The sequence below is a fragment of the Holzapfeliella saturejae genome (assembly GCF_037546065.1).
In the GTDB taxonomy this organism is placed as follows: Bacteria; Bacillota; Bacilli; order Lactobacillales; family Lactobacillaceae; genus Holzapfeliella; species Holzapfeliella saturejae.
The window spans coordinates 726,242-752,582 of the sequence record NZ_JAWMWG010000001.1; the positions used below are offsets into that span (position 1 = coordinate 726,242).

Below are 26,341 nucleotides of genomic sequence, written 5' to 3' on the forward strand. Positions count from 1 at the left end.
CTCCTTTTGTATCTAATAAAAGTGTATTAAAAAATCCCCGATAAGGATACCGGGGAATAAACAAAATATATAAATATTAAAGTTTTTGGTTGTAGAATTCAACAACAAGTGATTCGTCGATTTCTGGTTCTAGTTCATCACGTTCTGGTAAACGAGTTAATGAACCTGTTAGTTTGTTATCGTCAAATGAAACGAAAGCAGGGCGAGCAACTGTAGCTTCAACTGCTTCTTTAACGATAGCCAAGTTTTGTGAACGTTCTCTTAGTCCGATAACTTGGTCAGGTTTTACTTCGTAAGAAGGAATATCAACGCGTTGGCCATCAACAGTCACGTGACCGTGGTTTACTAATTGACGAGCTTGACGACGTGTAGTTGCTAGACCTAAACGGTAAACAACGTTATCTAAACGACGTTCTAGTAATACCATGAAGTTAACACCGTGTTTACCTTCACGAATTTTACCAGCTTTAACGAAAAGGTTCATAAATTGACGTTCAGTTAAACCGTACATCACACGTAGTTTTTGTTTTTCACGTAATTGTGAACCGTATTCTGAAAGTTTACCACGACGAGCGTTTGGACCGTGGTCACCTGGTGCGTAGTTACGACGTGCAAGTTCTTTACCAGTACCTGATAAAGAAATTCCAAGACGACGAGATTTTTTCCAACTAGGACCTGTATATCTTGACATAAAAATGTTCCTCCATAAAATTTGATTATTGGAGTAAAATATAAGAAATAAGTTCGGCATTCGTGCATTTTATGTTGATACTTTCACCACGTGCAGCCGCGGGGTACTCGTTCACTTAAAGCGCCATAAAATGTTGACGTTCTTGCCACTTATTGCTGCAATATTTTACACTCCTATTATTATAGATGAGATAGCATTTTAAATCAAGTTTATTTATTTAATAAAAAACCTCTTCAAAGGCTTTATTTTTTGATACAATAATAGTTATATGGAATATTGGGGGAAGCTTTTATGTCAGTAGGGCAAACAGTTGTGCTTTCAATAAGTATTTTAATAATACTTGCAGTTGTCATTCAATTACTAATGAATTTTGTTAGAAATAAACGTGTTACGACACACATTGGTGCAGTTATTGATGCTTTTCAATCAGCTGAATTGGATGAGAAGTATCAGCACCTTAAAGGAATTACTTTATCAGGGTCTAGTCTGATTACTTTTAATAATTGGGCAAAGGTCTATTTAGGAATAGAGTCTCGCTCAGAAGAGTTACAACAAAAAAATCAAAAAGTTGCACAAACGACAAATCACCTCAGACTTTTAACAGCCAATGCGTTGTTAGCTGACTTGAAGCAAGAAGTGTTTGAAGCTGAGCAAGATGTTGAAGATGTTGAGTCTGTTTTTGATCAGTTGATTGCTGCAAATAGTGAGTCAGAACAAGAAATCGAGCAAATTTACGATAAATATGCGGCGATGAGAAAAGATATTTTATCTAAATCTTATAATTATGGTCAAACTATTCATTTTTTAGAGGACTATTTACTCGGGCTTGAAAATAAATTTTCAGACGTTAGAAAGTTGAATAATGAAGGTAATCACATTGAGACACATCGTGTCTTAAGTTATTTGAGATTGCAGCTTAATCATTTGGCACAAAAATTGCCAAGAATTAAAAAAAGCTATGAAAAATTAAGTGACAAGTTACCTAAACAAGTCAAAGAAATCAGCGATGACTATCAACAGTTATTAAACCAAGGCTATCGTTTTTCAAATGTGAATGTTCAAACCCTTATCGACAATTTAAATGCAACACTTAATCAAGCCAATCAGCAATTAAATGAAATCAAGCTAGATGAAGTAGAAAGTTCAATTGACAGCATCACTAACAAAATGATGGAAATTGAGCAGATATTAGAAAATGAAATGAATGCTAAGAACTTTGTAATGGATTTTCAAACTCGATTGTCAGAACAGTTTGAAAAAGTCTCATTAGCGAGTTCAGAACTAATGGATTTATTGGTTCATATTGATCAAAGTTATATTTTAACGAATGATGAAATTACGGAAAGTGGTCATATTGGTTCTGAAATTAGTCAAATGAAAAATGACTTTGATTTAGATCTTAGAAAAATAGAAACAGAATCACCTGTTTATTCTGAAATTAAGGCTGACTTCTTGAGAATCAATCAACGATTAGATGAAATTGCAATTCGTCAGCAAGAAATTCAACAAGATATTGAAGGACTGACCGAAGCAGAAAAAGTAGCACAGCAGTCTGTTCAAGAAATGAATTTGAATTTAAATATGCTAAAACGTAAATTAGATCGTTATAAATTACCTGGCTATCCAGCACGTTTTATTGAATATTATCGATTAGTTGAAGCTGAAATCGAAAAAATCTATAATGAATTGAATCAAGTTAAAATTGATATGAAACAAATTTCAGATGATTTGATTTTAGCGCAGCAAGATTTAAATAAACTAACGACAGATTCTGAAAATATTGTGGCTGTTTCAGAACTAACAGAGATTGCTATTCAGTACAGCAATAAATATATTCAAGATAATCAAGGAATTAATGAAGCTGTTCGAAAAGCTTATCAGCTATATAATCAAGATTTTGATTATGAAGGTGCTTTAGACGTAATAGCAAGCGCTTTAGAAAAAGTTGAACCTGGTGCTTATCAAAAAATAGAAAACGACTACTACAAAGGCTTATAAAAAATAAGTTAACGTGTTGAATGTTAAGCGTATTTCCGCTATAATATTTTAGACGTTCAAACAAACGACTTAGACCAGATTACTGGTCTTTTTTAGTTTAAAAGGTGGATATTAAATTGATATATTTCGATAATAGTTCAACAACGCTCATCAATTCGGATGTGCTGAATACTTATCAAGCAGTTAGTCAAAAGTATTGGTCTAATCCCTCAAGCTTGCACAAATTTGGCGAACAAAGCTTTTTGTTAGCAGAGCGATCTCGTTTACAAATTGCCGCTTTATTAGACGTTAAAGGTAGCGAAATAATTTTTACAAGTAGCGGGACAGAGTCTGATAATTTGGCAATCAAAGGAACGGCATTTTCAAAACGAAAACTAGGTAATCATTTAATTACGACTCAAATTGAGCACCCAGCCGTCTTAAATTCAATGAAGCAACTAGAAGAATTTGGTTTTAAAGTAACTTATTTACCAGTCGACAATACAGGCGTAGTCAATCCCCAAACAGTGAAAGAAGCCATTACAAATGATACAATTTTAGTTTCAGTAATGGCGGTGAATAATGAAATAGGATCGATTCAGCCGATTCAAGAAATTGGTGAAATTTTACAAGACTATCCGTCGATTCATTATCATGTTGATGCAGTTCAAGCTATTGGCAAAAATCTGTGGCCTAAATTTTTCCATGATCGCATTGATTTAATGAGTTTTTCGGCACACAAGTTTAATGGTCCTCGTGGCGTAGGCTTTTTACATAAAAAAGCCAACCGTCAATTACAACCACTACTCAGTGGTGGTGGACAAGAACAAAATTTACGTTCAGGAACTGAAAATACGCCAGGAATTGTGGCTAGTGCTAAAGCTTTGAGATTAGCACTTGAAACGCAATCACAAGCAGCCCAAACAACAGCAACTATTAAACAGGAAGTGACCAATTACCTAACTGATAAACCGGGTATCTCTATTTTTTCACCTGTATCAGATCACTTTGCCCCACATATTTTAACCTTTGCTCTAGAGGGCGTAAGAGGTGAAACATTGGTTCATTTACTTGAAGAACAAGAAATCTATGTTTCAACCACTAGTGCTTGTTCTAGTAAGGAAGAGACTGGTTCAGGTACGCTAAAGGCGATGGCCGTTGATGACCGTATTGCTCAAGGTGCTATTAGATTGAGTTTTTCAGCTGATAATACCTTGGCTGAAGCAAAAGAATTTATCAGTCAATTTGAAACAATCTACAAACGTTTTAAAAATATAAGTTATTAAAAGGAGTTGCATCTATGCAATTTAGTGAAGTATTAGTCAGATATGGTGAATTATCGACTAAAGGTAAGAACCGTCGAGAATTCATCAACCGTTTGCATGGTAATGTTAGCCGTGCTTTGCATGATTTAAGTCATCTTGATATCTCAACTAAACGTGATCGAATGCACATTAAGTTGAATGGTGAAGACTGGGAAGTCGTTGACCAAAAACTAGCTAAAGTATTTGGAATAGAAACTTATTCGCCAGCCGTTAAAGTATCTAAGAATATTAAAGATATTCAAGAAGCTGCTGTTGAAATGATGACGGCTATTTATCAAGAAGGGTTATCATTTAAAGTTAACACACGCCGTAGTGACCATGAGTATGAACTAGATACTAATGAAATTAATCAATTAGTTGGAGGTAGTGTGACAGATGCCCTGCCTAATATTGCAGTAAAAATGAAAAACCCAGACGTTATTTTGCGAATTGAAGTACGTCATGATGCCGTTTATTTATCTAACCAAACAATTAAAGGGGCAGGTGGTTTACCTGTTGGTACTGCAGGTAAAGCGATGTTGATGCTTTCTGGTGGGATTGATTCACCAGTTGCTTCTTACTTGACGATGAAACGTGGGATTGAAATAGAAATGGTTCACTTCTATTCACCACCCTATACAACAGATAAAGCACTAGCTAAAGCTAAAGCATTGACAAGTAAGCTGGCAGCTTATTCAGGTAAAATTAAATTTATCGCGGTTCCTTTTGCCCATATCCAAGAACAAATTAAGCAAAATATTCCAGAAGGATATTTGATGACGGTTCAACGTCGCTTTATGCTAAAATTAACTGATTTAATTCGTGAACAACGTAAAGGATTAGCTATTTCCAATGGAGAATCAATTGGACAAGTTGCCTCACAAACGCTTGAAAGTATGATGGCAATTAATGATGTGACCAATACCCCAATCATTCGTCCAGTTGCGACTTTGGATAAAACAGATATTATTCGAATATCTGAAAAAATTGATACATTTGATCTTTCGGTTATGCCGTTTGAAGATTGTTGTACAATTTTTGCACCAACTAGACCTAAGACTAGACCTAAGACTGAAAAAGCAGTTTTATATGAAAAAGCTTTAGACTCAAAAGCGATGATTCAAGAGGCCTTAGACAATATTCAAATAACTGATATTTATCCAGATGAAGACTTCTTAACAACAAATAATCAAGCAGACTTTGAAGATTTACTTTGACATTTGAGATAAATTTAGTAGAATATAGTCAATAGCAACGACCAAGAGGTGTTTTTTCGACTAACAGAGATAAAATCGACCCGCTGAAAGATTTTAAAGCAGAAAAAACAGGTAGCTTGCGAGCTGTTTAATTGAAATGAGTAAATTAAACCGGTAAACCCCGTTATCTTTAGTGATATAAAGAGGAATCTAGTTGTCTTGTAACAATTAGGTTCAATTTAGGTGGTACCGCGATCAATTCGTCCTAGACATTAAGTTGTCTAGGATTTTTTATTTAGGAGGAATAATATGACTGAATTATCTAAAAAATTCAATCCACAAGAAGTGGAGCAAGGCCAATACCAACAATGGCTAGATGAAGATCTATTTAAACCAAGTGGCAACAAGAAAGCAAAACCTTATTCTATTGTTATCCCACCTCCAAATGTTACAGGTAAGCTACATATGGGACATGCATGGGATACGACTTTACAAGATATGATTATCAGACAAAAACGCATGCAAGGATTTGATACTTTATACTTACCAGGTATGGACCATGCTGGTATTGCAACACAGGCAAAAGTTGAAGGAAAAATCCGTGAAGAAGAAGGCTTAACACGTCATGATTTAGGACGTGAAAAGTTTCTTGAACGCGTTTGGGACTGGAAAGACGAATACGCTAAAAATATTAAAGAACAATGGGGTAAAATGGGACTATCACTTGACTACTCTCGTGAACGTTTTACTTTAGATGATGGGTTAAGCGATGCTGTTAAAAAAGTATTCGTTCAAATGTACAACAAAGGTTTAATTTACCGTGATGAATACATCATTAACTGGGACCCAGCTCTTCAAACAGCTCTTTCAGATATTGAGGTTGTTCACCAAGAAGACCAAGGTGCTTTTTACCACATTAAATATCCTTATGTTGATGGTTCAGGTTATATTGAAATTGCAACAACAAGACCAGAAACTCTTTTAGGAGATACAGCGATTGCAGTTCATCCTCATGATGATCGTTACAAAGACTACATCGGCAAAGAAGTTATCTTACCACTAACTGACCGTAAATTACCAATTATTGCGGATACTTATGTTGACCGTGAATTTGGTACAGGTGCAGTAAAAATTACACCAGCTCATGATCCTAACGATTTTGCAGTAGGTAATCGTCATGACTTAGAACGTATCAACATTATGAATCCTGACGGTACAATGAATGAAAACGCTGGTAAGTACGAAGGCATGGACCGTTTTGATGTTCGTAAGGCTATTGTAAAAGATTTAGATGAAGCTGGTGCTTTATTAAAAGTTGAAGAAATGGCTCACAATGTTGGTCACTCAGAACGTTCAGGTGTACCAGTTGAACCAAGACTTTCAACACAATGGTTCGTTAAAATGAAACCATTAGCTGAAGAATCACTAAGAAATCAAGAAACTGATCAAAAAGTAACGTTTGTTCCTGATCGTTTTGAAGGAACCTTTACACGTTGGATGGAAAATATTCATGATTGGGTTATCTCAAGACAATTATGGTGGGGACACCGTATTCCAGCTTGGTATCACAAAGAAACAGGCGAAATCTATGTTGGGGAAGAAGCCCCTCAAGATGCTGAAAACTGGGAACAAGATGAAGATGTTTTAGATACATGGTTCTCAAGTGCGTTATGGCCATTTTCAACAATGGGTTGGCCAGATGTCGAAGCTAGTGACTTCAAACGCTACTATCCAAATAACACACTAGTTACGGGTTACGATATCATTCCTTTCTGGGTTGCACGTATGATTTTCCAAGGACTAGAATTAACTAATGAACGTCCATTTGAATACACTTTAATCCACGGATTGATGCGTGATGCACAAGGACGTAAGATGAGTAAATCATTGGGTAATGGAATTGATCCAATGGAAATTATTGATCAATATGGTGCAGACGCTTTACGTTGGTTCTTATCAACAGGTTCAACTCCAGGACAAGATACAAGATTTAGTTACGATAAAATGGATGCTGCTTGGAACTTCATTAACAAGATTTGGAATATGAGCCGTTTTGTTATTATGAATTTACCAGAAGGTACGCAGGATGCTCATTTACCAAATCCAGAAAACTTTGACTTATCTGATCGTTGGATTTTTGCTCGTTTGAACAAAACTGTTAAAGATGTTACACGTCTAAATGATCAATTTGAATTTGGTGAATCAGGACGTGCACTATATAACTTTATCTGGAACGATGTTGCTGACTGGTATATTGAAATGAGTAAAACAATCTTTACGGGTGAAGATCAAGAAGCAAAAGCAATTAAAGCAAACCACTTGGTTTATGTTATTGATCAAATCTTACGCTTAATGCACCCAATTATGCCATTTGTAACTGAAAAAATCTGGCAATCAATGCCTCATGAAGGTAAGAGCTTAATGGTTGCAGAATATCCAATCACTCACGCTGAATTTGAAGACGAACAAGCGATTGAAGAGATGGACTTCTTAATTGATGTTATTAAATCAATCCGTAATATTCGTGCCGAAGCGAATGCACCACTTTCAACACCAATTGACTTAAAAATTCGTGTGGATGGGGATGCACAAGCTGATATTTTGAATAATAATGCTGAGTTCTTAGCTCGTTTTGTTCATCCAAAATCAATGACAATCGCTACAGATATCAATGCACCAAAACTAGCACTAAATGCAGTGATTACAGGTGCCCAAATCTTTGTGCCATTAGCAGAATTAGTAGATATTTCAGCAGAAATTGAAAAACTAAATAAAGAAGTTGACAATTTAAATAGTGAAATTGCACGTATTGATAAAAAATTATCAAACGAAGGGTTCGTAAGCAAAGCACCTGAAAAAGTTGTAGCTGAACAAAAAGATAAAAAAGCAGATTATCAATCACAACTTAATAGCGTATTAGAACGTATTCAAGAATTGAAGGATAATCAATAATATGGCAACACCTCATAAACTGACGGCTGATCAAGCGGTCAGTTTTATTCATAATCTCCCGAAAATGCAACGCACTAATTCGTTAAAAAATATCAAATTAGTGCTTGATCAATTAGAGAATCCGCAAAATAAAGTTAAGACAATTCATGTTACAGGAACAAATGGTAAAGGCTCGACCTGTTATTATTTGAGTCATTTACTTACGGCAACTAATCAAAAAGTCGGTTTATTTATTTCACCATTTATTATTCAATTTAATGAGCGGATTCAAATTAATAATCAGCCTATTAGTAATAAAGAACTGGTTGAACTGGTCGAAATTATTAGACCAGTACTTGCTAGAATTAGTGACCAACAACCTGAGTTTGTAATTACTGAATTTGAGTTTGTGACAGTTCTTGGTTATTTGGCTTTTGCTAAAAATCAAGTGGACTATGCCATTATTGAAGTTGGTATTGGAGGAGAACACGATAAGACAAATGTGATTACCCCCGAATTGTCAATTATCACGTCAATTGGTATGGATCATCAAGCTCTTATTGGCCCAACTTTAGCAGATATTACAACAGAAAAAGTCGGTATTATTAAATCAACTCGGCCTGTTGTGATTGGACATGTTCCAAAAGTAATTAGACCGATTATACAAAAACGAATACGGGAACAACATGCTGATAGCTATTGGTTAAACCAGCAATTTAATGTTGCGCAGCAAGTAATAAAAACACAACACCAGGTTTATTCAAATATTAAGTCAGTAGCTAATGTTGAGCAAATTGATATGGCCATAGCAATTCAAGCCTATGAGTTATTAGTAGCTAAGCTACTAACTCCCAAAGAAGTAGTTGAAGTGCTTAATTCAGTTCAAATTCCAGCCAGATATCAATTAGTACACAAAGGTCCTGATATTATTGTTGACGGTGCTCATAATGTGGCGGCTGTTAAGGAACTAAAGAAGTATCTAGCTAGTCATTATCCTGACAAAACCAAGGTCACAATTTTAACGGCTATTATGAAGGACAAAGATTACCGTGGCATTTTTAATCTTTTAGCAGATTACAAGATTAAAGTCACAACAATTGATAATCCCCGAGCAGCTAAACAAACAGATTTTGCTCAGTTGGACTTTAAAAATTTGACCTATATTGAGGACTATGTAGCCTATATCAAACAGTGGCTGCAACAAGCTCGTCCAACTGACACATTGATAATTTGTGGATCATTTTATTTTGCATCTGAAGTCATAAAGTTCTTTAATAAGAACTAAGGGGGCTTTAGGATGTATAGTTCACAGTTAGGTAAAGATATTAAAGGTGCAATTTTTGATATGGATGGGTTGTTGATTAACAGCGAGCAACTTTATTATGAAGCAGGGCTTGCTGTTATTGAAAAAGATAATCTCCCAATTCCCAAAAAAGCTTATCTAGATATTAAAGGGTATTCTTCTGATCAGTTTAAAAAATTTTACTTAAATTTTATCGATGAAAAAACATTTGCTAATTTTATGAAGCAAACCAATAGCTATGTGGAACAGGCAATAAATTCTGGAAAACTACAACTAATGCCAGGTGTTAAACAACTTATTAATCAATTAAAACAAGCGGGTGTAAAGCTAGGGATTGCGTCTAATAATCATCGCGTATTTATTGAGCAGGTGTTAACTCAATTAGCAATTCGGAATTGTTTTGATGTGATTTTAAGTCATGAAGCTGTAAACCAACCAAAGCCTAGTCCGGATATTTATTGTGCAGCTCAGAAGAAACTGGCAATTGCACCTAGTCAGTTGATTGTTTTTGAAGATTCAGGTCCTGGTATAAAAGCGGCAAATGGTGCTGGAATTGATAGTGTATTGGTCCCTGATTTAAGGGATGCAACAGCAAAAGAACGACAGCAAGCAACGTTGACATTAGATTCTTTAAGTCAATTTAACTGATAAATTTCTTTTTGGCGTATTTAATGACTACAGTCAAACGTCAGGAAGAAGAATTATGTTTAAAAATAAAATTCAAGTTATAAAAGCATCTGATAAAGAATTATTAATCAAATTTATGAGTCACTTTACTAAGCAGACTACTGTCACAGATTTACATCAATATGTGACTAGCTTATCTTTGACTGATAATTGCAACCAAGAACAAGATATTTTTGAAGAAATTGTCAATAGATTCAAACAACTGCGGTTAAAAAAGCTTACAAAATATACCAGTAATCAATTGATGGGAGAGCATCTAAAAAGTTTATTAGTCAACTTTAATCAAGAGGTATTGCTACTGGTTTGTTTAGATGTTAAAAATCATATTATTAGTGAGCAGATTGTTTTTAAGGGAACATTAACTCATACGGTTGTTCATCCTCGAGAGATATTTAGACTAGCAATACTCAATCAAAGTGCCAAGATTATTTTGGCACACAATCATCCTAGTGAAGATTTAGAACCATCTCGTGCTGATATTAGTTTTTCAAAACAAATGGTAGCAGCAGGAAAATTGATGGGGATTGAATGTTTGGATCATTTTATTGTTTCAAAAAATGATTTTATGAGTTTGAAATCTTATGATTTTATTTAATTGTTAGCAAACCTTTAATATTTCTTTTTCGTGTAAAGTCCTTATGATATACTGGTTTAGAATATGTATGCATGAAAAAGGAGCGATTTTATTGTTTGGGTTTGGTTCAAAAAATATCGGAATTGATTTAGGAACAGCAAATACCATCGTTTACATGGAAGGTAAGGGTATCGTTTTAAGAGAACCTTCTGTTGTAGCAAAGAATATGAAAACTGGAGAAATAGTAGCCGTTGGGTCAGAAGCTAAAGCTATGATTGGGAGAACTCCTGGAAGTATTAAAGCAATACGACCTATGAAAGACGGGGTTATTGCTGATTATGATACAACTGCAGCCATGATGAAATACTTTATGGAAAAAACAATTGGCAATAGTAAGCCGTTTGTAATGGTCTGTGTCCCAAGTGGGGTAACAGAAGTTGAAAAACGCGCAGTTATTGATGCTACAAAAGTTGCTGGCGCACGTGACGCTTACGTGATTGAAGAGCCTTTTTCAGCAGCTATTGGTGCAGGACTTCCTGTTATGGAACCAACAGGGTCCATGGTTGTTGATATTGGTGGGGGAACAACAGATGTTGCGACAATTTCCTTAGGTGGGATTGTGTCATCTCGCTCAACTCGTATGGCTGGAGATCGTTTTAACGAATCGATTGTTTCTCATGTTCGCCAACACTTTAACCTATTAATTGGGGAACGTACAGCTGAAGATATCAAAATTAACATTGCTTCTGCTTCTGTTGAAAAATCTGAAGAGTTAGAAAAGATGTCAATTAGAGGTCGAGATTTATTAACAGGATTACCTAAATCTGTTGAAATTTCTCCTAAAGATATTGCTGAGGCCATTCATGAGGTGGTTGAAGAAATTATTGTTGCAATTAAAGAAACGTTAGAAGAAACATCACCAGAGATTGCAGCTGACGTTATTGATCACGGTATCGTATTAACAGGTGGTGGTGCACTTTTAAACCACTTACCTGAGGTGATTTCTGAAGCTACTAAAGTTCCAGTATTTATTGCACAAGATCCACTAGATTGTGTTGCTATTGGAACAGGAGAATCTCTAAAAAGCATTGATGTAATGCGCAAAAAATAAAAGCGACTAAAGGTCGCTTTTTAGTATTTAGGACTAATTGCAAATGAAGAAAATACTCAAAAACAAAAAAATAATGTCTATTTTTGCAATAGTTGTGGTAGTTATCGGATTGATTGTTACTTCTGCTAGTTTGCAAAGAAAACAAGATAAACCATTTTTTCTGCAAACATTTTTAAATGATAGTGTTTCAGTTGTAACTAGAGTTATTAATGTTCCAGTCAATTGGTTTAGTTCGGGTGTTTCAACTGTTAATCAGTTGGCTAATACGTACCAAGAAAATGAAAACTTAAAAAAACAGTTAGACGATTTAGCACAGACTAAGGTTAAGTCTAAAGCTGTTGCGGATGAAAATGAAGAACTGAAGGAAGCTTTAGATTTGAAAAAAACATTAACTGACTATAAGCTGGTTAACGCATCAGTCATTTCTCGTCCATCAGCAACTTGGTCTAACCTTGTGATTATTGATCAAGGTAGTCAAAGTGGTATTGAAAAGGGAATGACAGTAATGGCGGATAAAGGCGTGGTTGGGCGTGTTTTAGAAGCCGACAATATTAGTGCAAAAGTTGAGTTGATTTCAACTACTTCTCGTTCGTCCAACCGATTTTCTGTCCAAACTGGTGCAGAAAATCGATTAGATAGTAATATCGGAGTTATATCAGGGTATGATGCCAAATCAGGTACGCTTTCAATGACGCAGGTAAATTCAAGCACTGAGATTAAACCAGGGACAGAGGTTTATACTAGTGGATTAGGAGATGCATCGCCCAAAGGATTACTAATTGGAACCGTCGAAAAATCAGATGCAGGGGACTATGGCTTTTCAAATATTATCAAGATAAAGCCGGCAGCCAATATTAATAATTTTTCAATAGTATCGGTGGTGTTAAGAAGTGTGGACCGATAGTATGGAAATGCTGAAAAAATGGATATTACCTTTGTTACTATTCTTGTTTTTGATAGTAGATGGCGTGCTTTCTAAATCATTAGCACCATTATTAGGTGATAATGCAATCATCGTTCCAGTGCAGCTGTCTTTAATTTTTCAGTCTCTAATTGCTTTTTATAACCCTTCAAATAGGTATTGGGTTTATGTCATTATTGGAATTGGACTGATTGGTGATATCTTTTACGCCGGCTTAATTGGGATTAATGCTACTTTATATGCAGTCATTTTTTACGTTATACAAATCAACGCCAAAAAGTTTCCAGATATTAAATTAGCTCGAGCATTTATTGTGTTAATGAGTACTTTAGGATATCAACTATCATTTGGTATCATGACACTAGTTTTTAGAATCCAAACAAAATCGGGTCTTGTTTACGGTCTGCCAGCGGTTTTAAAAACACTTATTTTAACAATGATCTTGTTTTTTATCTTAGACAAATTATTTGTTTCATATATTAAAAAATATCCATTTATTAAATCAACATAAAAAAGCAAGTATCTCTGTAAATTGGATACTTGCTTTTTTAATGTTATCTAAAAAGTTGAGAAACAATCGGAATAATTAAACCGGCTAGCATAAGTACAGCCATAAAAATAGCTACTACGATTGTCACAATTTGAAACGGACTCTTTTTTTTGTTCATTTGAAAAACTCCTTTATTAATTGAAATTGTAACCGATGAAATTAATAATTGCAATCCGTTGTAGTGAGACTAATTAAAGTAGTGAGACTAATTAAACTAATATAAACTAAGAGGACGAGGAGGGGAAACACTTGATTTTTATTATTATTACTGTGGGGCTAATTGTCTCTTATTTAGCAGAAATGCTCTTGAAAAATAGCCAATACTTTAGTGGTTATGATGTGTTTTCTATTTTTGCATGGTCAGCTGTAATTAATTTATCGCTGATTAATGATTTTATTCATGTTGTACCAGTGATTTTAATTTTATTAGCTTGTTTATTGTGTGGTTATGCCATCTACACAGCGATTGTTAATCGTAATATTTATATGAAGGTTTTTTTGGCTAAGTTTTGTCGATTTCAGTCATTTTTATCAATAATTAGTTTGTTAATTTTGATTATTTTGACTATGTTACACAAATTTTTATAAAGAATCAATATAATCTCACATCAAATGGATAAAACGACTAGTCTAAAGCCTTAATTTATGGTAAATTTGAGATACAAGAGCCTGTTTATTTAAGTGTATTTAGTTCACTTATGAACATGAACATAACTCAATTAAACTACAGAAATTTGGAATTAAAATTATGACATTTAATCACACAACAGTATTATTACATGAAACCATTGATCAACTTCATCCTAAAAACGAGGGAATTTACGTCGACTGTACTTTTGGTGGTGGTGGTCATAGCCGATACTTATTGTCCCAAATAAAAAATGCAACGGTGTATGGTTTTGATCAAGACACAATGGCGTTGGATAAGGCAGCACAAACGTACAAAGACTATTTAGATGCGGGGACTAATCCTGAACATTCTCAATTGAACTTGATTCACTCTAATTTTGAAAATATAAAAGAACAACTTGAACAAAGAGGAATAGAAAAAGTTGATGGCATTTACTACGATTTAGGTGTTTCATCACCTCAATTTGATATCCCTGAACGAGGGTTTAGTTATCGATACGAAGCTAGGTTAGATATGCGGATGGATCAAACTCAGGCCTTAGATGCTTATCAAGTTGTTAATTTTTGGAAATTTCAAGATCTTAATCGTATTTTGAAACGATATGGTGATGAAAAGTTTGCTAAAAATATCGCAAGAAATATCGAAAAGCAAAGAGAAATTGCACCAATCGAAACAACGACTCAACTAAGTGAGATTATAAAAGATGCCATCCCAGCATTTGCTAGAAGACATGGGGGACATCCTGCTAAAAAAAGTTTTCAAGCAATTCGAATTGCTGTTAATCATGAGTTGGAAGCATTGGAAAAGTCACTTGAAGAAGCTATTTCGTTACTTAAACCGGGCGGAAGAATTAGTGTTATTTCTTTCCACTCTTTAGAAGATCGCATTGTTAAAAGCATCTTCAAAGAGCATTCAGAAGTCGATGTTCCGGGGAATATGCCTGTTATACCAGATCATCTTAAGCCTGAGTTAAAATTAGTAACTCGAAAGCCGATTACTGCTAGTGAAGATGAACTAGAAAATAATAATCGTGCACACAGTGCGAAATTACGTGTCGCTGAAAAGATGCAATAAAGAGAGGAACTGGAATATTATGGCAGATAGTCCACTAAGAAAACATAATTATGATTATGATCGTGCTAAGCAGCCAACTAATTTCAAAATGAAAACTCAAAGTCAGCCAAGTCAAGCGCCTAAGAAGGAAGCTGTTAAACATACTGCTACCGAAAAAATGATGTTATTGGGATTAGGGATTACTGGATTTGTAGCAATGATTGCTTTAGTCTTTACCAGTGTTCTCAGCACACAAGCTCAGCAACATTTACAAAGTGTTAACAGTTCAATAACACAGGCACAAAATAAGAATATTGACTTACAGCAAGATATTGGTGAACTGACTAACAATCAAAAACTAGCTGGCGTTGCCCAACAAAATCAACTTCAATTAATTGAAGGAAATATAAGGAATATTCAAAAATGAGTATGAAACCTAATACGAACAAATCATCAACACAAAATACGAAAGCTAAGAAATACAGTCGAGTGATGGGTGTTTTTTTAGAGCTCATTGTCTTTTTAGTTTTCGTTATTTTTGCATTAAGGTTTGTTTATATTACAACCATTGGTCAGGTTGATGGTCAAAACTTAGGCCAATTAATCAAAAATGCCTATGATAGAACAATCACGGAAAAAGCAAATAGAGGAACTATTTACGATAATAATAATCAAGTAATCGCAACAGATTCAAGACTGTATTCTATATACGCAGTTTTGAGTGATACGCAGGTTTCGATTGATAAAAAAACACCGTTATATGTCGTTAATAAGGAGGAAACTGCTGAAAAATTAAGTACAGTTTTACCTGCCTCTAAAGAACAACTACTGAACTATTTAAACACTAAAAACGCCTTTCAAGTTAGTTTTGGTGTGGCAGGTATAAACTTGTCGTTACAGATGAAAAAACAAATCGAAGCGCTACAACTGCCAGGTATTAATTTCACAGAAACGCCTTCACGACTTTATCCTAATGGTATTTTTGCTTCTAATATTGTTGGACTTACGCAGTTGGATACCAATGAAAATAATAGCCAATATCTCAAAGGGAACATGGGAATTGAACAGTTCATGGATAGTACATTAAGAGGCGTTGATGGTGTTAAAAAGGCCTTGGTTGATGCAAGGGGCTATGAAATGCCAGGTAGTCAACAAGAAATTCAAAAGGCAGCTAATGGAAAAGACGTTCATCTAACCATTGATAGTCGTTTGCAAAGTTACCTAGAAGAATTGTTAACCGAGACTCAAAATAAGTATGAGCCTTTAGGGATGAATGCTATTTTAACTGAATCAAAAACAGGTAAAATTTTGGCGGCATCACAAAGACCAACCTTTAACCCAACAACCAAAGACAATCTGAATAACTCCTGGCGAGATACTTTAGTGGAAGATGGTTATGAACCAGGTTCTGTTATGAAAATTTTGACACTTGCTGCAGCTATTGAAAATGGCACCTATGATCCTAATCAGTATTATCAATCCGGTGCAGTTAATGTTAATGGTTCAGTTATTCGAGACTGGAACTGGTCTGGTTGGGGAAGTATCCCACTTTCTCAGGCATTCCCAAGGTCTAGTAACGTTGGGGTGGTTAAATTAGAACAACAAATGGGCAGTACCGTTTTTAACGATTACCTTAAACGTTTCCAAATTAACCAAAAAACCGGTATTACTTTACCAGGAGAAGTTGTCGGAAGTCGTCAGTCTAAAACAGATTTAGACTTTGCTATCAATTCCTTTGGTCAAGGGATTAATGTTACAGCTGTTCAAATGATGCAAGCCTTTAGTGCAATCGCTAATAAAGGACAGATGGTTAAACCACAAATCATTGATCATGTTACTGACCCTAATACAGGAGAAAATAGTAGCCAGTATCAAGTGCAAAACGTAGGGGACCCTGTTGTATCAGAAAAAACGGCTAGCCAAGTGCTTTCGGCCATGAAAGATGTTGTGTACCAAAACTATGGAACAGGGACAGCTTACAAAGTTCCAGGATTTGATATTGCGGCCAAAACAGGGACCGCCCAAATTGCTAATCCAAATGGCAGTGGTTATTTGACTGGAAACAATAATTATATTTTCTCTGTTGTAGGTATGGCACCAGCTGATGATCCAAAATACACGTTGTATATCACAGTTAAACAGCCACAAAAAATGACTGCAGCAGCAGAAACAATTATGTCTAATATCTTTAAACCACTAATGACACGTGTGTTAAGTTCAACAAATACAGCACCAACATCAGTTAGTGCACCTGATTTCACAGGTAAAACTGTTTCAGAAGCGGCTAGTTTAAGTAAAACAGCTAACGTAACACCTGTTATCTTAGGTGATGGCCAACAAATCGTTCGTCAAAGTTTGCAACCTTCAACGATGATTTCAACTTCCAAGAAATTGTTATTATTAACGAATGGTGCATTGACGATGCCTGATATGACGGGGTGGACTAAAGATACAGTAGATGAATTTGCATCACTTACAGGACAAAAAATTAATTACGATAATCAAAATACAACTGGCGTTGTAACTGCCCAGTCTATTGCTAAAGGACAACCTTTGGCTGACAACGGACAGATTACCGTAACATTAAAATAAAAGATAGGTTGGGAATTAAATGTTTAATATTAGTGTGGCGTTTTTAATTATCATTACCTTTTTAGGTATCTGTGTAACAATGCCATCTTATATCAGTTATTTGCGAAGACATAAAGAAGGACAACAAATTAGAGAAGAAGGACCTAAGTGGCATGAAAAAAAAGCAGGAACTCCAACAATGGGAGGGATTGTATTCTTAGTTATCACTGCTATTTTCTCTTTTGTATATTTAAGCTTATTCCATACAGTAACTAGTTCTTTTTATGTACTACTTGTAATCTTATTGGTGTATGGCTTGATTGGCTTCTTTGACGATTTTATTAAAGTTTTTAAAAAGCAAAACTTAGGTTTAAAAGCTTATCAAAAGTTTGGCTTGCAAGTATTAGCCGCAGTTATCAGTCTGATAATCGCAACGTCTAATAATATTTTGCCTGATTTACAGGTGCCAATCGTTGGAACAATTTCATCTTTAATTGTTTTATTTGCATTTTATGCAATTTGGATTGTTGGGTTTTCTAATGCGGTCAATCTTTCAGATGGATTAGATGGATTAGCTACAGGGTTAAGTATTATTGCTTTTGGAACATATGGTATCATTGCTTATCAACAAAACAACTTGAGTGTCTTTATTTTTATTGTGACTTTGGTTGCAAGTTTACTTGGATTTATGGTTTTTAACAAAAAACCAGCTAAAATTTTCATGGGTGATGTCGGCTCATTAGCACTGGGTGGCATTCTGGCAACAGTGTCGATTTTACTTGACCGTCCATGGTCATTATTGATTGTTGGAATTGTCTTTGTTTTAGAAACACTAAGCGTTATTTTACAAGTATCTTATTTTAAAATGACGCATAAAAGACTATTCAAAATGTCTCCTATTCATCATCATTTTGAAATGTTAGGTATGAATGAATGGCAAGTAGACAGCTTGTTTTGGGCGGTTGGTTTAATCGCTTCAATCTGTTACTTGATTTTTGGAGGAATTTAAATTTTGGAAAATGCAGATTATAAAAATAAAACCGTTCTAGTTTTAGGCATGGGAAAGAGTGGCTACTCTGCTGCACGTGTTTTATTGAGTTTAGGCTGTCAGGTATTTTTAAATGAGTCTAAAGATTTAACACAAGATAAAAACGCACAAGAGTTGCAAGCAAAGGGTGTGCTTATCCATTCAGGAGAACTTGCACTTGATTGGTTTGATCACTATGATTTTGATGTTGTTGTTAAAAGTCCTGGTATTTCTTATGAAAACCAGATGGTTAAAAAAGCTTTAGAACAAAACATTTCAATTGTGACTGAGCCCGAAATTGGCTTCTCCATTTGTCGTGCTAAAGTTATTGGGATTACAGGATCTAATGGTAAAACAACAACGACGACTTTAGTCACAGATATGCTCAATAATGGTTTGCAAAAAGGTAAAGCCTATGCTGTCGGAAACATAGGGGTTCCGGTTTGTGATGTTGTCCAAAATGTTACTGAAGAAGATGTATTGGTCACTGAATTATCTAGTTTTCAATTGATGGGAATGCCATCAATTAAGCCAGATATTGCAGCAATTATCGATATTTATCCTACGCATTTGGATTATCACAAAACCTTTGATAATTATGTAAACGCCAAATTGTCTATCACTAGCAATCAATCTGCAGAACAATTTCTCCTAGTTAATGAAGATCAACCAGATATTTTTAAAATAGAAGAAGACAATAGTCAAGCCTCACTGATACCAATCAGTCTAGAAGGTAAATCAGAGTCTGCGATTTCAATTAAAAGCGGTTTCTTATATTACCAAAATGAACCTGTTATCAAGATTGATGAAATCAAATTACCAGGTCAGCACAATCTACAAAATATTAGTTTTGCTGTAGCTATAGTGAAGCTAATGGGGATTGGAAATGAAGCTATTCAAAAAACTTTAACTAGTTTTACAGGGGTTAAACATCGACTTCAATATGTTGATGAAATTGACGGCCGAAAAGTTTATAATGACTCAAAGGCTACTAATATCGAAGCTGCATTAGTTGCTATTAATTCATTTGCTAAGCCCGAAGTATTGATCGCAGGTGGGTTAGATCGAGGATTTGAATTTGATGAATTAGTTCCAGCGTTGAAGGAACACGTTAATAAAATTGTTTTATATGGGGAAACTAAGGCATTGATGGCAAAAGCAGCAAAACAAGCAGGAATTACTGATATTAGTGTGGTTGATACTTTAGAACAAGCTGTTCCTTTAGCTTTTTCAAAAAGTGTTCCTGGTGAAGTTATCTTATTTTCACCAGCTGCAGCTAGTTGGGATCAGTTTAAGAGTTTTGAAGAACGTGGCGATTGTTTTATAAAATATGTTAAGAGTTTGGTGGTAAATTAAATGCGAGTGTTAGTTACTGGTGGCGGAACTGGTGGTCATATCTATCCAATGCTAGCTTTGATAAAAAGAATGAAAGAACGTGGCGAATTAGAGGACGTTCTTTTTGTTGGTAGTAAAAGAGGGCTAGAGAGTGAATTAGTTCCAAAAGAAGGTATTAAGTTTAAATCGTTAGAAATTCAGGGATTCAAGCGCAAGTTAACTTTTGATAATTTTAAAACATTAAATCTCTTTTTTAAGAGTGTACGTGAAGCTAAAAAAATTATTAAAGAGTTTAAACCCGATGTTGTCATTGGAAGTGGTGGATATGTTAGTGGAGCGGTTGTGTATGCAGCTTCAAGGCTTAAAGTGCCAACCATTATCCATGAACAAAATTCTGTTGTGGGAATTACTAATAAATTTTTATCTCACTTTGTGACCAAAATTGCTTACGTTTTTGACGGTGCAGCATCTCAATTTTCACAAAAGAAAAAATTAGTTAAAACCGGAAATCCTCGTTCACAAGAGGTAGCGGAAATGACAGAATTTGCGCGTTTAACTGATTTTGGATTAGAAAATGATGTACCAACTGTTCTTGTTTTTGGCGGTTCACAAGGATCTAAGGCGATTAATGATAAAGTTTTAGACACATTGGACGTTTTAAATCAAAAGCCTTATCAAGTGATGTTTGTGACAGGTCGCCATTACTATAATGAGGTTAAAGAAACGATTGCTAACGAACAGCTAGAAGTACAAGATAATATTGTCATTATGCCTTACATCGATAATATGACGGCTATTTTGCCAGAAATAACAGCCGTGGTTTCACGTTCAGGTGCGACAACAATTGCTGAATTAACAGCTGTTGGGACACCTTCAATTTTGATTCCAAGTCCTAATGTGACACATGATCATCAGACTAAAAATGCACAAGATTTAGAAAAAACAGGCGCGGCTGTTGTGCTAGCTGAAAGTGATTTGAATGATTATAATTTTGTTAGCTCGATTGACCATATTTTGTTAGATGCTTCTTATGCTAAAAAAATGTCACTTGCTGCTAAAAAACACGGTATTAATGATGCCAGTGATAGGTTAATTGAATTAATGCATAATATTACACAATAACAAAGTGAAAATGGGTGGTGAATGATTATGGGACGTCACAAAAAACAAGATAAGTCCAAAAAATTTACAAAAAAAGATCCGCGACAAGAGTTAGATGGATGGATTAGTCAAAAAGGGCAAGAAGTAAAAAATAAGCCAGAAAAAGCTAGTCATCGATTAACTCAATTAAAAAGTCAAAGAAGACGTTCTTTAGTTAAAAAGTTACTATTAATTTTCACAATTGCTATCTTAGTTATCTTAGCAAGTCTTTATTATATGTCACCCATATCGAATGTCAGCAAAGTCGATATCAATTCTGAAAACATTGTATCAAAAGAAGAATTGGAAAAATTAGTTGTTTTCAATCCTAATGATAAAGTATTAGTTGCTTACATCAATCAAGGGACATTGAGTCATAAAATTAACGAGGGTTATCCCTCTATTGCACGATTAGACTTAAAAATTAATAACTACAATGAACTACAGATGACAGCAGTACCCGCTGAGGTTATCGGATACTTTCAAACTACTTCTGGTTATCAGCGCATTGTATCAGATGGCCGCGTTTCACCAGAATATATAAACGAGCCAAAAGATCATATTATTTATTATGCTTTTCAGGGAGACAACTATCAGGAAAGGCTATCACAGACTATCGATTTGATTAATAAGTTACCGGATAAGGTTAAAACGCAGGTTGCCAAAGTTCGGGTAGATGGTCTTAAGCAAAATCAAATTGTGTTGGTGATGAAAGATAATAATATTGTTCTTGGAAGCCAGGACACAATTATTGATAAAATGAATTATTACGATAAAATAAAGGAAAAATTAGCTAGTCAAAAATACTTAATTGATTTTGAAGTGGGCTACTTTGCTCAACCATTATCTGATGAAACTGAAAAAAACTATAATAATTCGCTTTAGTAGTATCGTAATAATTAAAATTTATGATAAAATTTAATTTAGACTACAGCATCCACGCTAAGGTATAGGGGGATAAATTTTGAGTAATCAAAAGTTAGTTGTTGGTTTAGATATTGGAACTAGAAATGTCAAAGCCACAATTGCTGATATTTCCTCTGATGATATCCGTATCATCGGGGTTTCCTCTGTTAAAACTCAGGGATTAGATAAAGGCAATATTGTTGATATTAATCAAACAGCAGAAGCAATCAAACAAGTATTAAGTAATGTTGAAGAAAAAGCTGGTACACATAATGTTAAACAGGTGGTAACAGCTATTCCTGCTAACATGTTACAACTGAAAATTATTGAAACAGAGTATCAAATTGACCAAGAAGCAAGAGAAATTAATAATCAAGATGTTGAACATGCTTTGAACCAAGCTTTTCAGCTACATCTTGAAGGCGATAGAGCAGTTGTAAGTTTTACACCTCTATATTTTAAGGTCAATGGTTTGGGAAACGTAGGCGATCCAAGACGTATGATGGGACAAGTTCTAGCAGTTAAAGGGACTATGATGACCGCACCTAAATATCTTATGCATAACTTGAAAAAGGCAATAGAGACGGCGGGTTACCAAAGTCAAAGTTTTGTAGCAGCACCATTAGCTTTTTCATCAGTAGCATTGACTGATGATGAAAAAGAATTTGGCACAATTTTATTGGATATTGGAGGCGGCCAAACAACCGCTTCTGTTATTCAACATAATCAATTGCGTTATGCATTCGTAGACTTAGAAGCAGGTAGTGATATTACTAATGATATTGCAGTTGTTTTGAACACATCTAAGAATTCAGCAGAACAGATAAAAATTGATTTTGGTAATGCGATGGAATCACAAACTCGTCCTGAAGACACTTTCTCAGTTGAAAAAATTGGTCAAAAGAATTTGGATATTGTTGATGAAAGATATCTATCTCAAATCATTAGTGCTCGTGTAGACCAAATTTTAGATAACGTTGGGTCAGCTTTATATCGACATGACTTACTAGAAGCTCCTGGTGGTATTGTTATATCAGGGGGAAGTGCTGAACTAGCCGGTCTAGAAGAGTTTGTTCAAAACTTTTATGGTATTCAAACACGTATCTACAGTCCAGATCAAATGGGTATGAGACATCCCGAATACACAAACGTTTACGGTATTATCCATTATATGTCTCAAATAAAGGATATTGACCGTTTAATTAACCACCTAATTAGTGTTAATATAGATAATAAAGGCGTTAGTGTAAATTCTGATAAAAAAAATAATAATTTATTTAATAAGTTTAATAAACCTAACTCTTCTAGCAATTCTCATGATGAACAAGAGACAGTTGATCACAGTTTTGATCAATCATCAGAAAATAATAATTCATCTAATCAACAGAATTCAGACAAGAAACAACCTAAGCAAGGAAAACAAAGACTCAAAAATTTCTGGAGTAAATTTTTTGACTAATAATTGGAGGCACATATTTTATGGATTTTTCATTTGATTCACAAGATACAAATAACGCCATCATTAAGGTGATTGGTGTCGGGGGTGCTGGTGGAAATGCAGTTAACCGAATGATTGATGAAGACGTACAAGGTGTACAATTTATCGTAGCAAACACGGATGTTCAAGCACTAGAAAGTTCAAAAGCTGAAACTAAAATTCAATTAGGACCTAAATTGACACGTGGGCTTGGAGCAGGTTCTAACCCAGAAGTTGGAGAAAGTGCTGCAGAAGAAAGTGCACAAGCTATTGAAGACGAACTTAAAGGTGCTGACATGATTTTTGTGACAGCAGGAATGGGAGGCGGAACTGGTACTGGAGCAGCACCAGTTGTTGCCAAGATCGCTAAAGAAACAGGTGCTTTAACAGTTGGAGTTGTAACGAGACCTTTCTTATTTGAAGGACCAAAGAGAAGCAAAAATGCTGCTCAAGGGATTTCAAACATGAAGGAATTCGTTGATACCTTGGTAATTATTGCTAACAATCGATTACTTGAAATTGTTGATAAAAAGACACCGATGCTTGAAGCTTTCAAAGAAGCAGACAATGTCTTACGTCAAGGTGTTCAAGGTATTTCAGACTTAATCACATCAACTGACTATGTTAACTTAGACTTTGCTGATGTTAAAACTGTTATGCAAAACCAAGGTTCAGCCTTAATGGGAATCGGATATGCAACAGGAGAAAACCGTACAGTAGAAGCAACTAAGAAAGCTATCTCATCTCCATTACTTGAAGTTTCAATTGATGGTGCAAAACAAGTGCTATTAAACATTACAGGTGGACCTGACTTAACCTTATTTGAAGCTCAAGACGCTTCAAGTATTGTGAGTCAATCAGCAGGCGATGACATTAATATCATTTTTGGTACTTCTATCAATGAAAGTTTAGGCGATGAAGTTGTGGTAACTGTAATTGCTACAGGTATTGAAAACGGCGATAGTGTAAAACCTTCAATGAGTAAAGAACCTTTAAATACTCGCCCTCAACAACCAACTCAAAGCTTAAATACTCAGTCTGAGACACATTCTGCATACTCACAACAAGAGTTACAAAAGGAAACAGAGGCAGAAGTAAAACCTGCACCTCAAAAAGAGTTTACTTTTGAAAATAATCACGATAGTAGCAAAGAAAGAAGTACGTTCGATCCAACTTCAGATTGGAAAGAAAACAAAGAGCCAAAGTCCTTTGATGCGCATTTAGATGATGACAACGAATCAGATCCTTTTGGCAGTTTTAGAACTGAAAAGCACGATAACGCAGTGAACACTGATGTCGAAACACATGAAGATGATGATAATAATTTACCACCATTCTTCAGACGTCGAAAAAATAAATTTTAATTAATAATGAATGAAGATATTTAGGAGGAATCATTATGGCTTTTGAAAAATTTGAAAAATTCTTTGGTTTCGGAGACGAAGATATTGAACAAGAAACTTATGATTATGAAAAAGAAAATGATTACCAGCAAAACGAAACTACTAACACAAAAAGAGATAATGTTGTTCCTTTAAACTCTGATAAAAAACCATCAAATAAGATTTTCTTATTTGAACCAAGAGTTTATTCAGATGCTAAAAATGTGGCAGAGCAAGTTTTGAATAATGGTGCATGTATCATTAACTTTTCAAGAATGGAAGATGACCAAGCAAAAAGAGTTGTTGACTTTTTAACAGGTACAGTTTATTCATTAAACGGTAAAATTGAACGTGTTGGCGACAAAATTTTTCTAGCTACTCCTCCTAAATTTGAAATTGACGGTAAAATCACAAAAATGATGGAACAAAATAAGGATGATATGGATTAATGGTTAATTTTATTATTTTTATTTATCAAATAATAAAATTTGCACTTGATATATATTCACTCTTAATTATAATATCTGCTTTTTTAAGCTGGATTCCATCTATGCAAAATAGTAAATTCGGTCGTTTTATTGGAAGAGTTGTCGATCCTTATATTGGTGCAATTGAACGTTTTATTCCAACTATTAGTGGAATTAGCTTTGCTCCTGTTGTAGGAATATTTATTATATATGTTGCACAGACTTATATACTTCCTAATTTCGTTTTATTTATATGGAGTCTTTTAAGCTAATGAAATTACAAGCTAGTGACTTTTATAGTTTTTTTGAAACTAATGAACAAAAAATAATCAATTATTTAGTGGGTTTGATTAATCAAACTCATTTTTCATATAGTGGAGAAGTTCTAACACCTTTTTTAACCTTGAGAGAGCAGTTTATTTTGAATCAATTAATTAAATTGTCTCAAACAACGTGCCAAGTTTCTTTCTTTGGTGGATATCACAGTGACCATGAAGAATCAGAAAGAAAGCGCGCACTATTAACGACTGAAAAGAGGTCTAACTTTAATAAAGATGATTTCGAGATAACGGCATTTGAAATTGGCTATAATAATAAATTTAATGAGTTATCTCATGGAAAAATTTATGCAGCACTGCACCAACTGGGTGTGGAATTTCATTTATTTGGGGATATCATCAACCAAGGTGATGTTTGGCAATTTTTTGCTGATCAAACGATAGCAGAATATGTTCGACGAGAGTTTAACTCGATTTTTAAAATTAAGATCAAGTTGCTTGATGTACCGCTATCACAAGTGATTATTCCTGAACAAAGTTACGAGGAAATGTCAATTTTAACGACCTCAAAACGAATTGATAATTTAATTGCTTCAGCCACTAATCAAAGCCGTTCTGCTGTAAAACAGTTAGTAGAATCATCAGCTGTTAAGCGAAATTGGGTGCCATTGGCTGCTAAACAACTGTCTCATTCTATAGCGTTGAATGATTATATTAGTGTTAGACACTTCGGTCGCTTTCAATTTATTGGAGAACAAGGCGAAACAAAACGAGGCAAACACCGATTAGTAATTAAATTATGGCGAAACAAGAAAAGGGGATAGAATT

The 26,341-nt window shown here is 34.8% G+C and carries 25 protein-coding genes and 1 other annotated feature; of the genes, 23 read left to right on the top strand and 2 right to left on the bottom strand.

What is annotated here, in order from left to right:
* Nucleotides 1-76: 76 nt before the first annotated feature.
* Entirely contained in the window at nt 77-691 is a 615-nt protein-coding gene (gene rpsD / locus R4Y45_RS03575) for a 30S ribosomal protein S4 (RefSeq protein ID WP_339969357.1), read from the bottom strand.
* A gap of 291 nt (nt 692-982) precedes the next feature.
* Here rpsD and R4Y45_RS03580 point away from each other — a divergent pair, with 291 nt between their 5' ends.
* From R4Y45_RS03580 to mreD, 10 genes are all read left to right on the top strand, one after another.
* On the top strand, nt 983-2,689 hold the full coding sequence (locus tag R4Y45_RS03580) for a septation ring formation regulator EzrA (protein WP_339969358.1): 1,707 nt from the start codon (nt 983-985) through the stop codon (nt 2,687-2,689).
* Between the two features lie 116 nt (nt 2,690-2,805).
* Nucleotides 2,806-3,954 carry a cysteine desulfurase family protein gene (locus tag R4Y45_RS03585; RefSeq protein WP_339969359.1) on the top strand — a complete coding sequence of 383 codons (1,149 nt, stop codon included), beginning with the start codon at nt 2,806-2,808 and terminating at the stop codon, nt 3,952-3,954.
* Between the two features lie 14 nt (nt 3,955-3,968).
* Nucleotides 3,969-5,189: a tRNA uracil 4-sulfurtransferase ThiI gene (gene thiI / locus R4Y45_RS03590; protein ID WP_339969360.1), complete on the top strand. Its 1,221-nt coding sequence runs from the start codon at nt 3,969-3,971 to the stop codon at nt 5,187-5,189.
* Between the two features lie 28 nt (nt 5,190-5,217).
* Nucleotides 5,218-5,439, top strand: a binding site (T-box leader).
* Nucleotides 5,440-5,477: 38 nt separating this feature from the next.
* Nucleotides 5,478-8,120, top strand: a complete 2,643-nt coding sequence (locus R4Y45_RS03595; RefSeq protein ID WP_339969362.1) for a valine--tRNA ligase — start codon at nt 5,478-5,480, stop codon at nt 8,118-8,120.
* Between the two features lies 1 nt (nt 8,121).
* A complete protein-coding gene (locus R4Y45_RS03600) occupies nt 8,122-9,384 on the top strand; it encodes a bifunctional folylpolyglutamate synthase/dihydrofolate synthase (RefSeq protein WP_339969364.1) in 1,263 nt (420 codons plus the stop codon).
* Between the two features lie 12 nt (nt 9,385-9,396).
* A complete protein-coding gene (locus R4Y45_RS03605; protein WP_339969366.1) occupies nt 9,397-10,050 on the top strand; it encodes an HAD family hydrolase in 654 nt (217 codons plus the stop codon).
* Nucleotides 10,051-10,105: 55 nt separating this feature from the next.
* Complete coding sequence (locus tag R4Y45_RS03610) at nt 10,106-10,684, top strand: JAB domain-containing protein (RefSeq protein WP_339969368.1); 579 nt, start codon at nt 10,106-10,108, stop codon at nt 10,682-10,684.
* A 91-nt stretch (nt 10,685-10,775) separates the two neighbouring features.
* On the top strand, nt 10,776-11,774 hold the full coding sequence (locus R4Y45_RS03615; protein ID WP_339970249.1) for a rod shape-determining protein: 999 nt from the start codon (nt 10,776-10,778) through the stop codon (nt 11,772-11,774).
* A gap of 43 nt (nt 11,775-11,817) precedes the next feature.
* Nucleotides 11,818-12,678, top strand: coding sequence for a rod shape-determining protein MreC (gene mreC / locus R4Y45_RS03620; protein WP_339969370.1), 861 nt, complete (start codon nt 11,818-11,820; stop codon nt 12,676-12,678).
* A gap of 1 nt (nt 12,679) precedes the next feature.
* On the top strand, nt 12,680-13,207 hold the full coding sequence (gene mreD / locus R4Y45_RS03625) for a rod shape-determining protein MreD (RefSeq protein WP_339969372.1): 528 nt from the start codon (nt 12,680-12,682) through the stop codon (nt 13,205-13,207).
* A 43-nt stretch (nt 13,208-13,250) separates the two neighbouring features.
* Here the strand turns inward: mreD and R4Y45_RS03630 are convergent, their stop codons facing one another.
* Nucleotides 13,251-13,364, bottom strand: coding sequence for a DUF4044 domain-containing protein (locus tag R4Y45_RS03630; RefSeq protein WP_339969374.1), 114 nt, complete (start codon nt 13,362-13,364; stop codon nt 13,251-13,253).
* Between the two features lie 131 nt (nt 13,365-13,495).
* Here R4Y45_RS03630 and R4Y45_RS03635 point away from each other — a divergent pair, with 131 nt between their 5' ends.
* The 13 genes from R4Y45_RS03635 to R4Y45_RS03695 all read left to right on the top strand — a co-directional run bounded on the left by R4Y45_RS03635 (nt 13,496) and on the right by R4Y45_RS03695 (nt 26,337).
* Entirely contained in the window at nt 13,496-13,834 is a 339-nt protein-coding gene (locus R4Y45_RS03635; protein WP_339969376.1) for a hypothetical protein, read from the top strand.
* 160 nt (nt 13,835-13,994) lie between these two features.
* Nucleotides 13,995-14,951 carry a 16S rRNA (cytosine(1402)-N(4))-methyltransferase RsmH gene (gene rsmH / locus R4Y45_RS03640; RefSeq protein ID WP_339969378.1) on the top strand — a complete coding sequence of 319 codons (957 nt, stop codon included), beginning with the start codon at nt 13,995-13,997 and terminating at the stop codon, nt 14,949-14,951.
* Between the two features lie 19 nt (nt 14,952-14,970).
* Nucleotides 14,971-15,357: a hypothetical protein gene (locus R4Y45_RS03645; RefSeq protein WP_339969380.1), complete on the top strand. Its 387-nt coding sequence runs from the start codon at nt 14,971-14,973 to the stop codon at nt 15,355-15,357.
* Nucleotides 15,354-17,522 carry a penicillin-binding transpeptidase domain-containing protein gene (locus tag R4Y45_RS03650; RefSeq protein ID WP_339969382.1) on the top strand — a complete coding sequence of 723 codons (2,169 nt, stop codon included), beginning with the start codon at nt 15,354-15,356 and terminating at the stop codon, nt 17,520-17,522. Before R4Y45_RS03645 ends, R4Y45_RS03650 begins: the two co-directional genes overlap by 4 nt.
* Before the next feature lie 19 nt (nt 17,523-17,541).
* The gene (gene mraY, locus R4Y45_RS03655) at nt 17,542-18,510 is read left to right on the top strand and encodes a phospho-N-acetylmuramoyl-pentapeptide-transferase (RefSeq protein WP_339969384.1); all 969 of its coding nucleotides are present in this window, start codon (nt 17,542-17,544) and stop codon (nt 18,508-18,510) included.
* The gene (gene murD, locus R4Y45_RS03660) at nt 18,511-19,884 is read left to right on the top strand and encodes a UDP-N-acetylmuramoyl-L-alanine--D-glutamate ligase (RefSeq protein WP_412747369.1); all 1,374 of its coding nucleotides are present in this window, start codon (nt 18,511-18,513) and stop codon (nt 19,882-19,884) included.
* Nucleotides 19,885-20,985 (top strand): undecaprenyldiphospho-muramoylpentapeptide beta-N-acetylglucosaminyltransferase, encoded by a 1,101-nt coding sequence (gene murG / locus R4Y45_RS03665; RefSeq protein WP_339969388.1) that lies wholly within the window; start codon nt 19,885-19,887, stop codon nt 20,983-20,985. It begins immediately after the preceding gene.
* Nucleotides 20,986-21,012: 27 nt separating this feature from the next.
* A complete protein-coding gene (locus R4Y45_RS03670; RefSeq protein ID WP_339969390.1) occupies nt 21,013-21,888 on the top strand; it encodes a hypothetical protein in 876 nt (291 codons plus the stop codon).
* Nucleotides 21,889-21,967: 79 nt separating this feature from the next.
* Complete coding sequence (gene ftsA, locus R4Y45_RS03675) at nt 21,968-23,368, top strand: cell division protein FtsA (RefSeq protein ID WP_339969392.1); 1,401 nt, start codon at nt 21,968-21,970, stop codon at nt 23,366-23,368.
* A gap of 20 nt (nt 23,369-23,388) precedes the next feature.
* Complete coding sequence (ftsZ, locus tag R4Y45_RS03680) at nt 23,389-24,750, top strand: cell division protein FtsZ (RefSeq protein WP_339969394.1); 1,362 nt, start codon at nt 23,389-23,391, stop codon at nt 24,748-24,750.
* Between the two features lie 35 nt (nt 24,751-24,785).
* Nucleotides 24,786-25,217: a cell division protein SepF gene (locus R4Y45_RS03685; protein WP_339969396.1), complete on the top strand. Its 432-nt coding sequence runs from the start codon at nt 24,786-24,788 to the stop codon at nt 25,215-25,217.
* The gene (locus tag R4Y45_RS03690) at nt 25,217-25,507 is read left to right on the top strand and encodes a YggT family protein (RefSeq protein ID WP_339969398.1); all 291 of its coding nucleotides are present in this window, start codon (nt 25,217-25,219) and stop codon (nt 25,505-25,507) included. The genes R4Y45_RS03685 and R4Y45_RS03690 overlap by 1 nt, the downstream gene beginning before the upstream one ends.
* On the top strand, nt 25,507-26,337 hold the full coding sequence (locus R4Y45_RS03695) for a YlmH family RNA-binding protein (RefSeq protein ID WP_339969400.1): 831 nt from the start codon (nt 25,507-25,509) through the stop codon (nt 26,335-26,337). Before R4Y45_RS03690 ends, R4Y45_RS03695 begins: the two co-directional genes overlap by 1 nt.
* Nucleotides 26,338-26,341 lie beyond the last annotated feature (4 nt).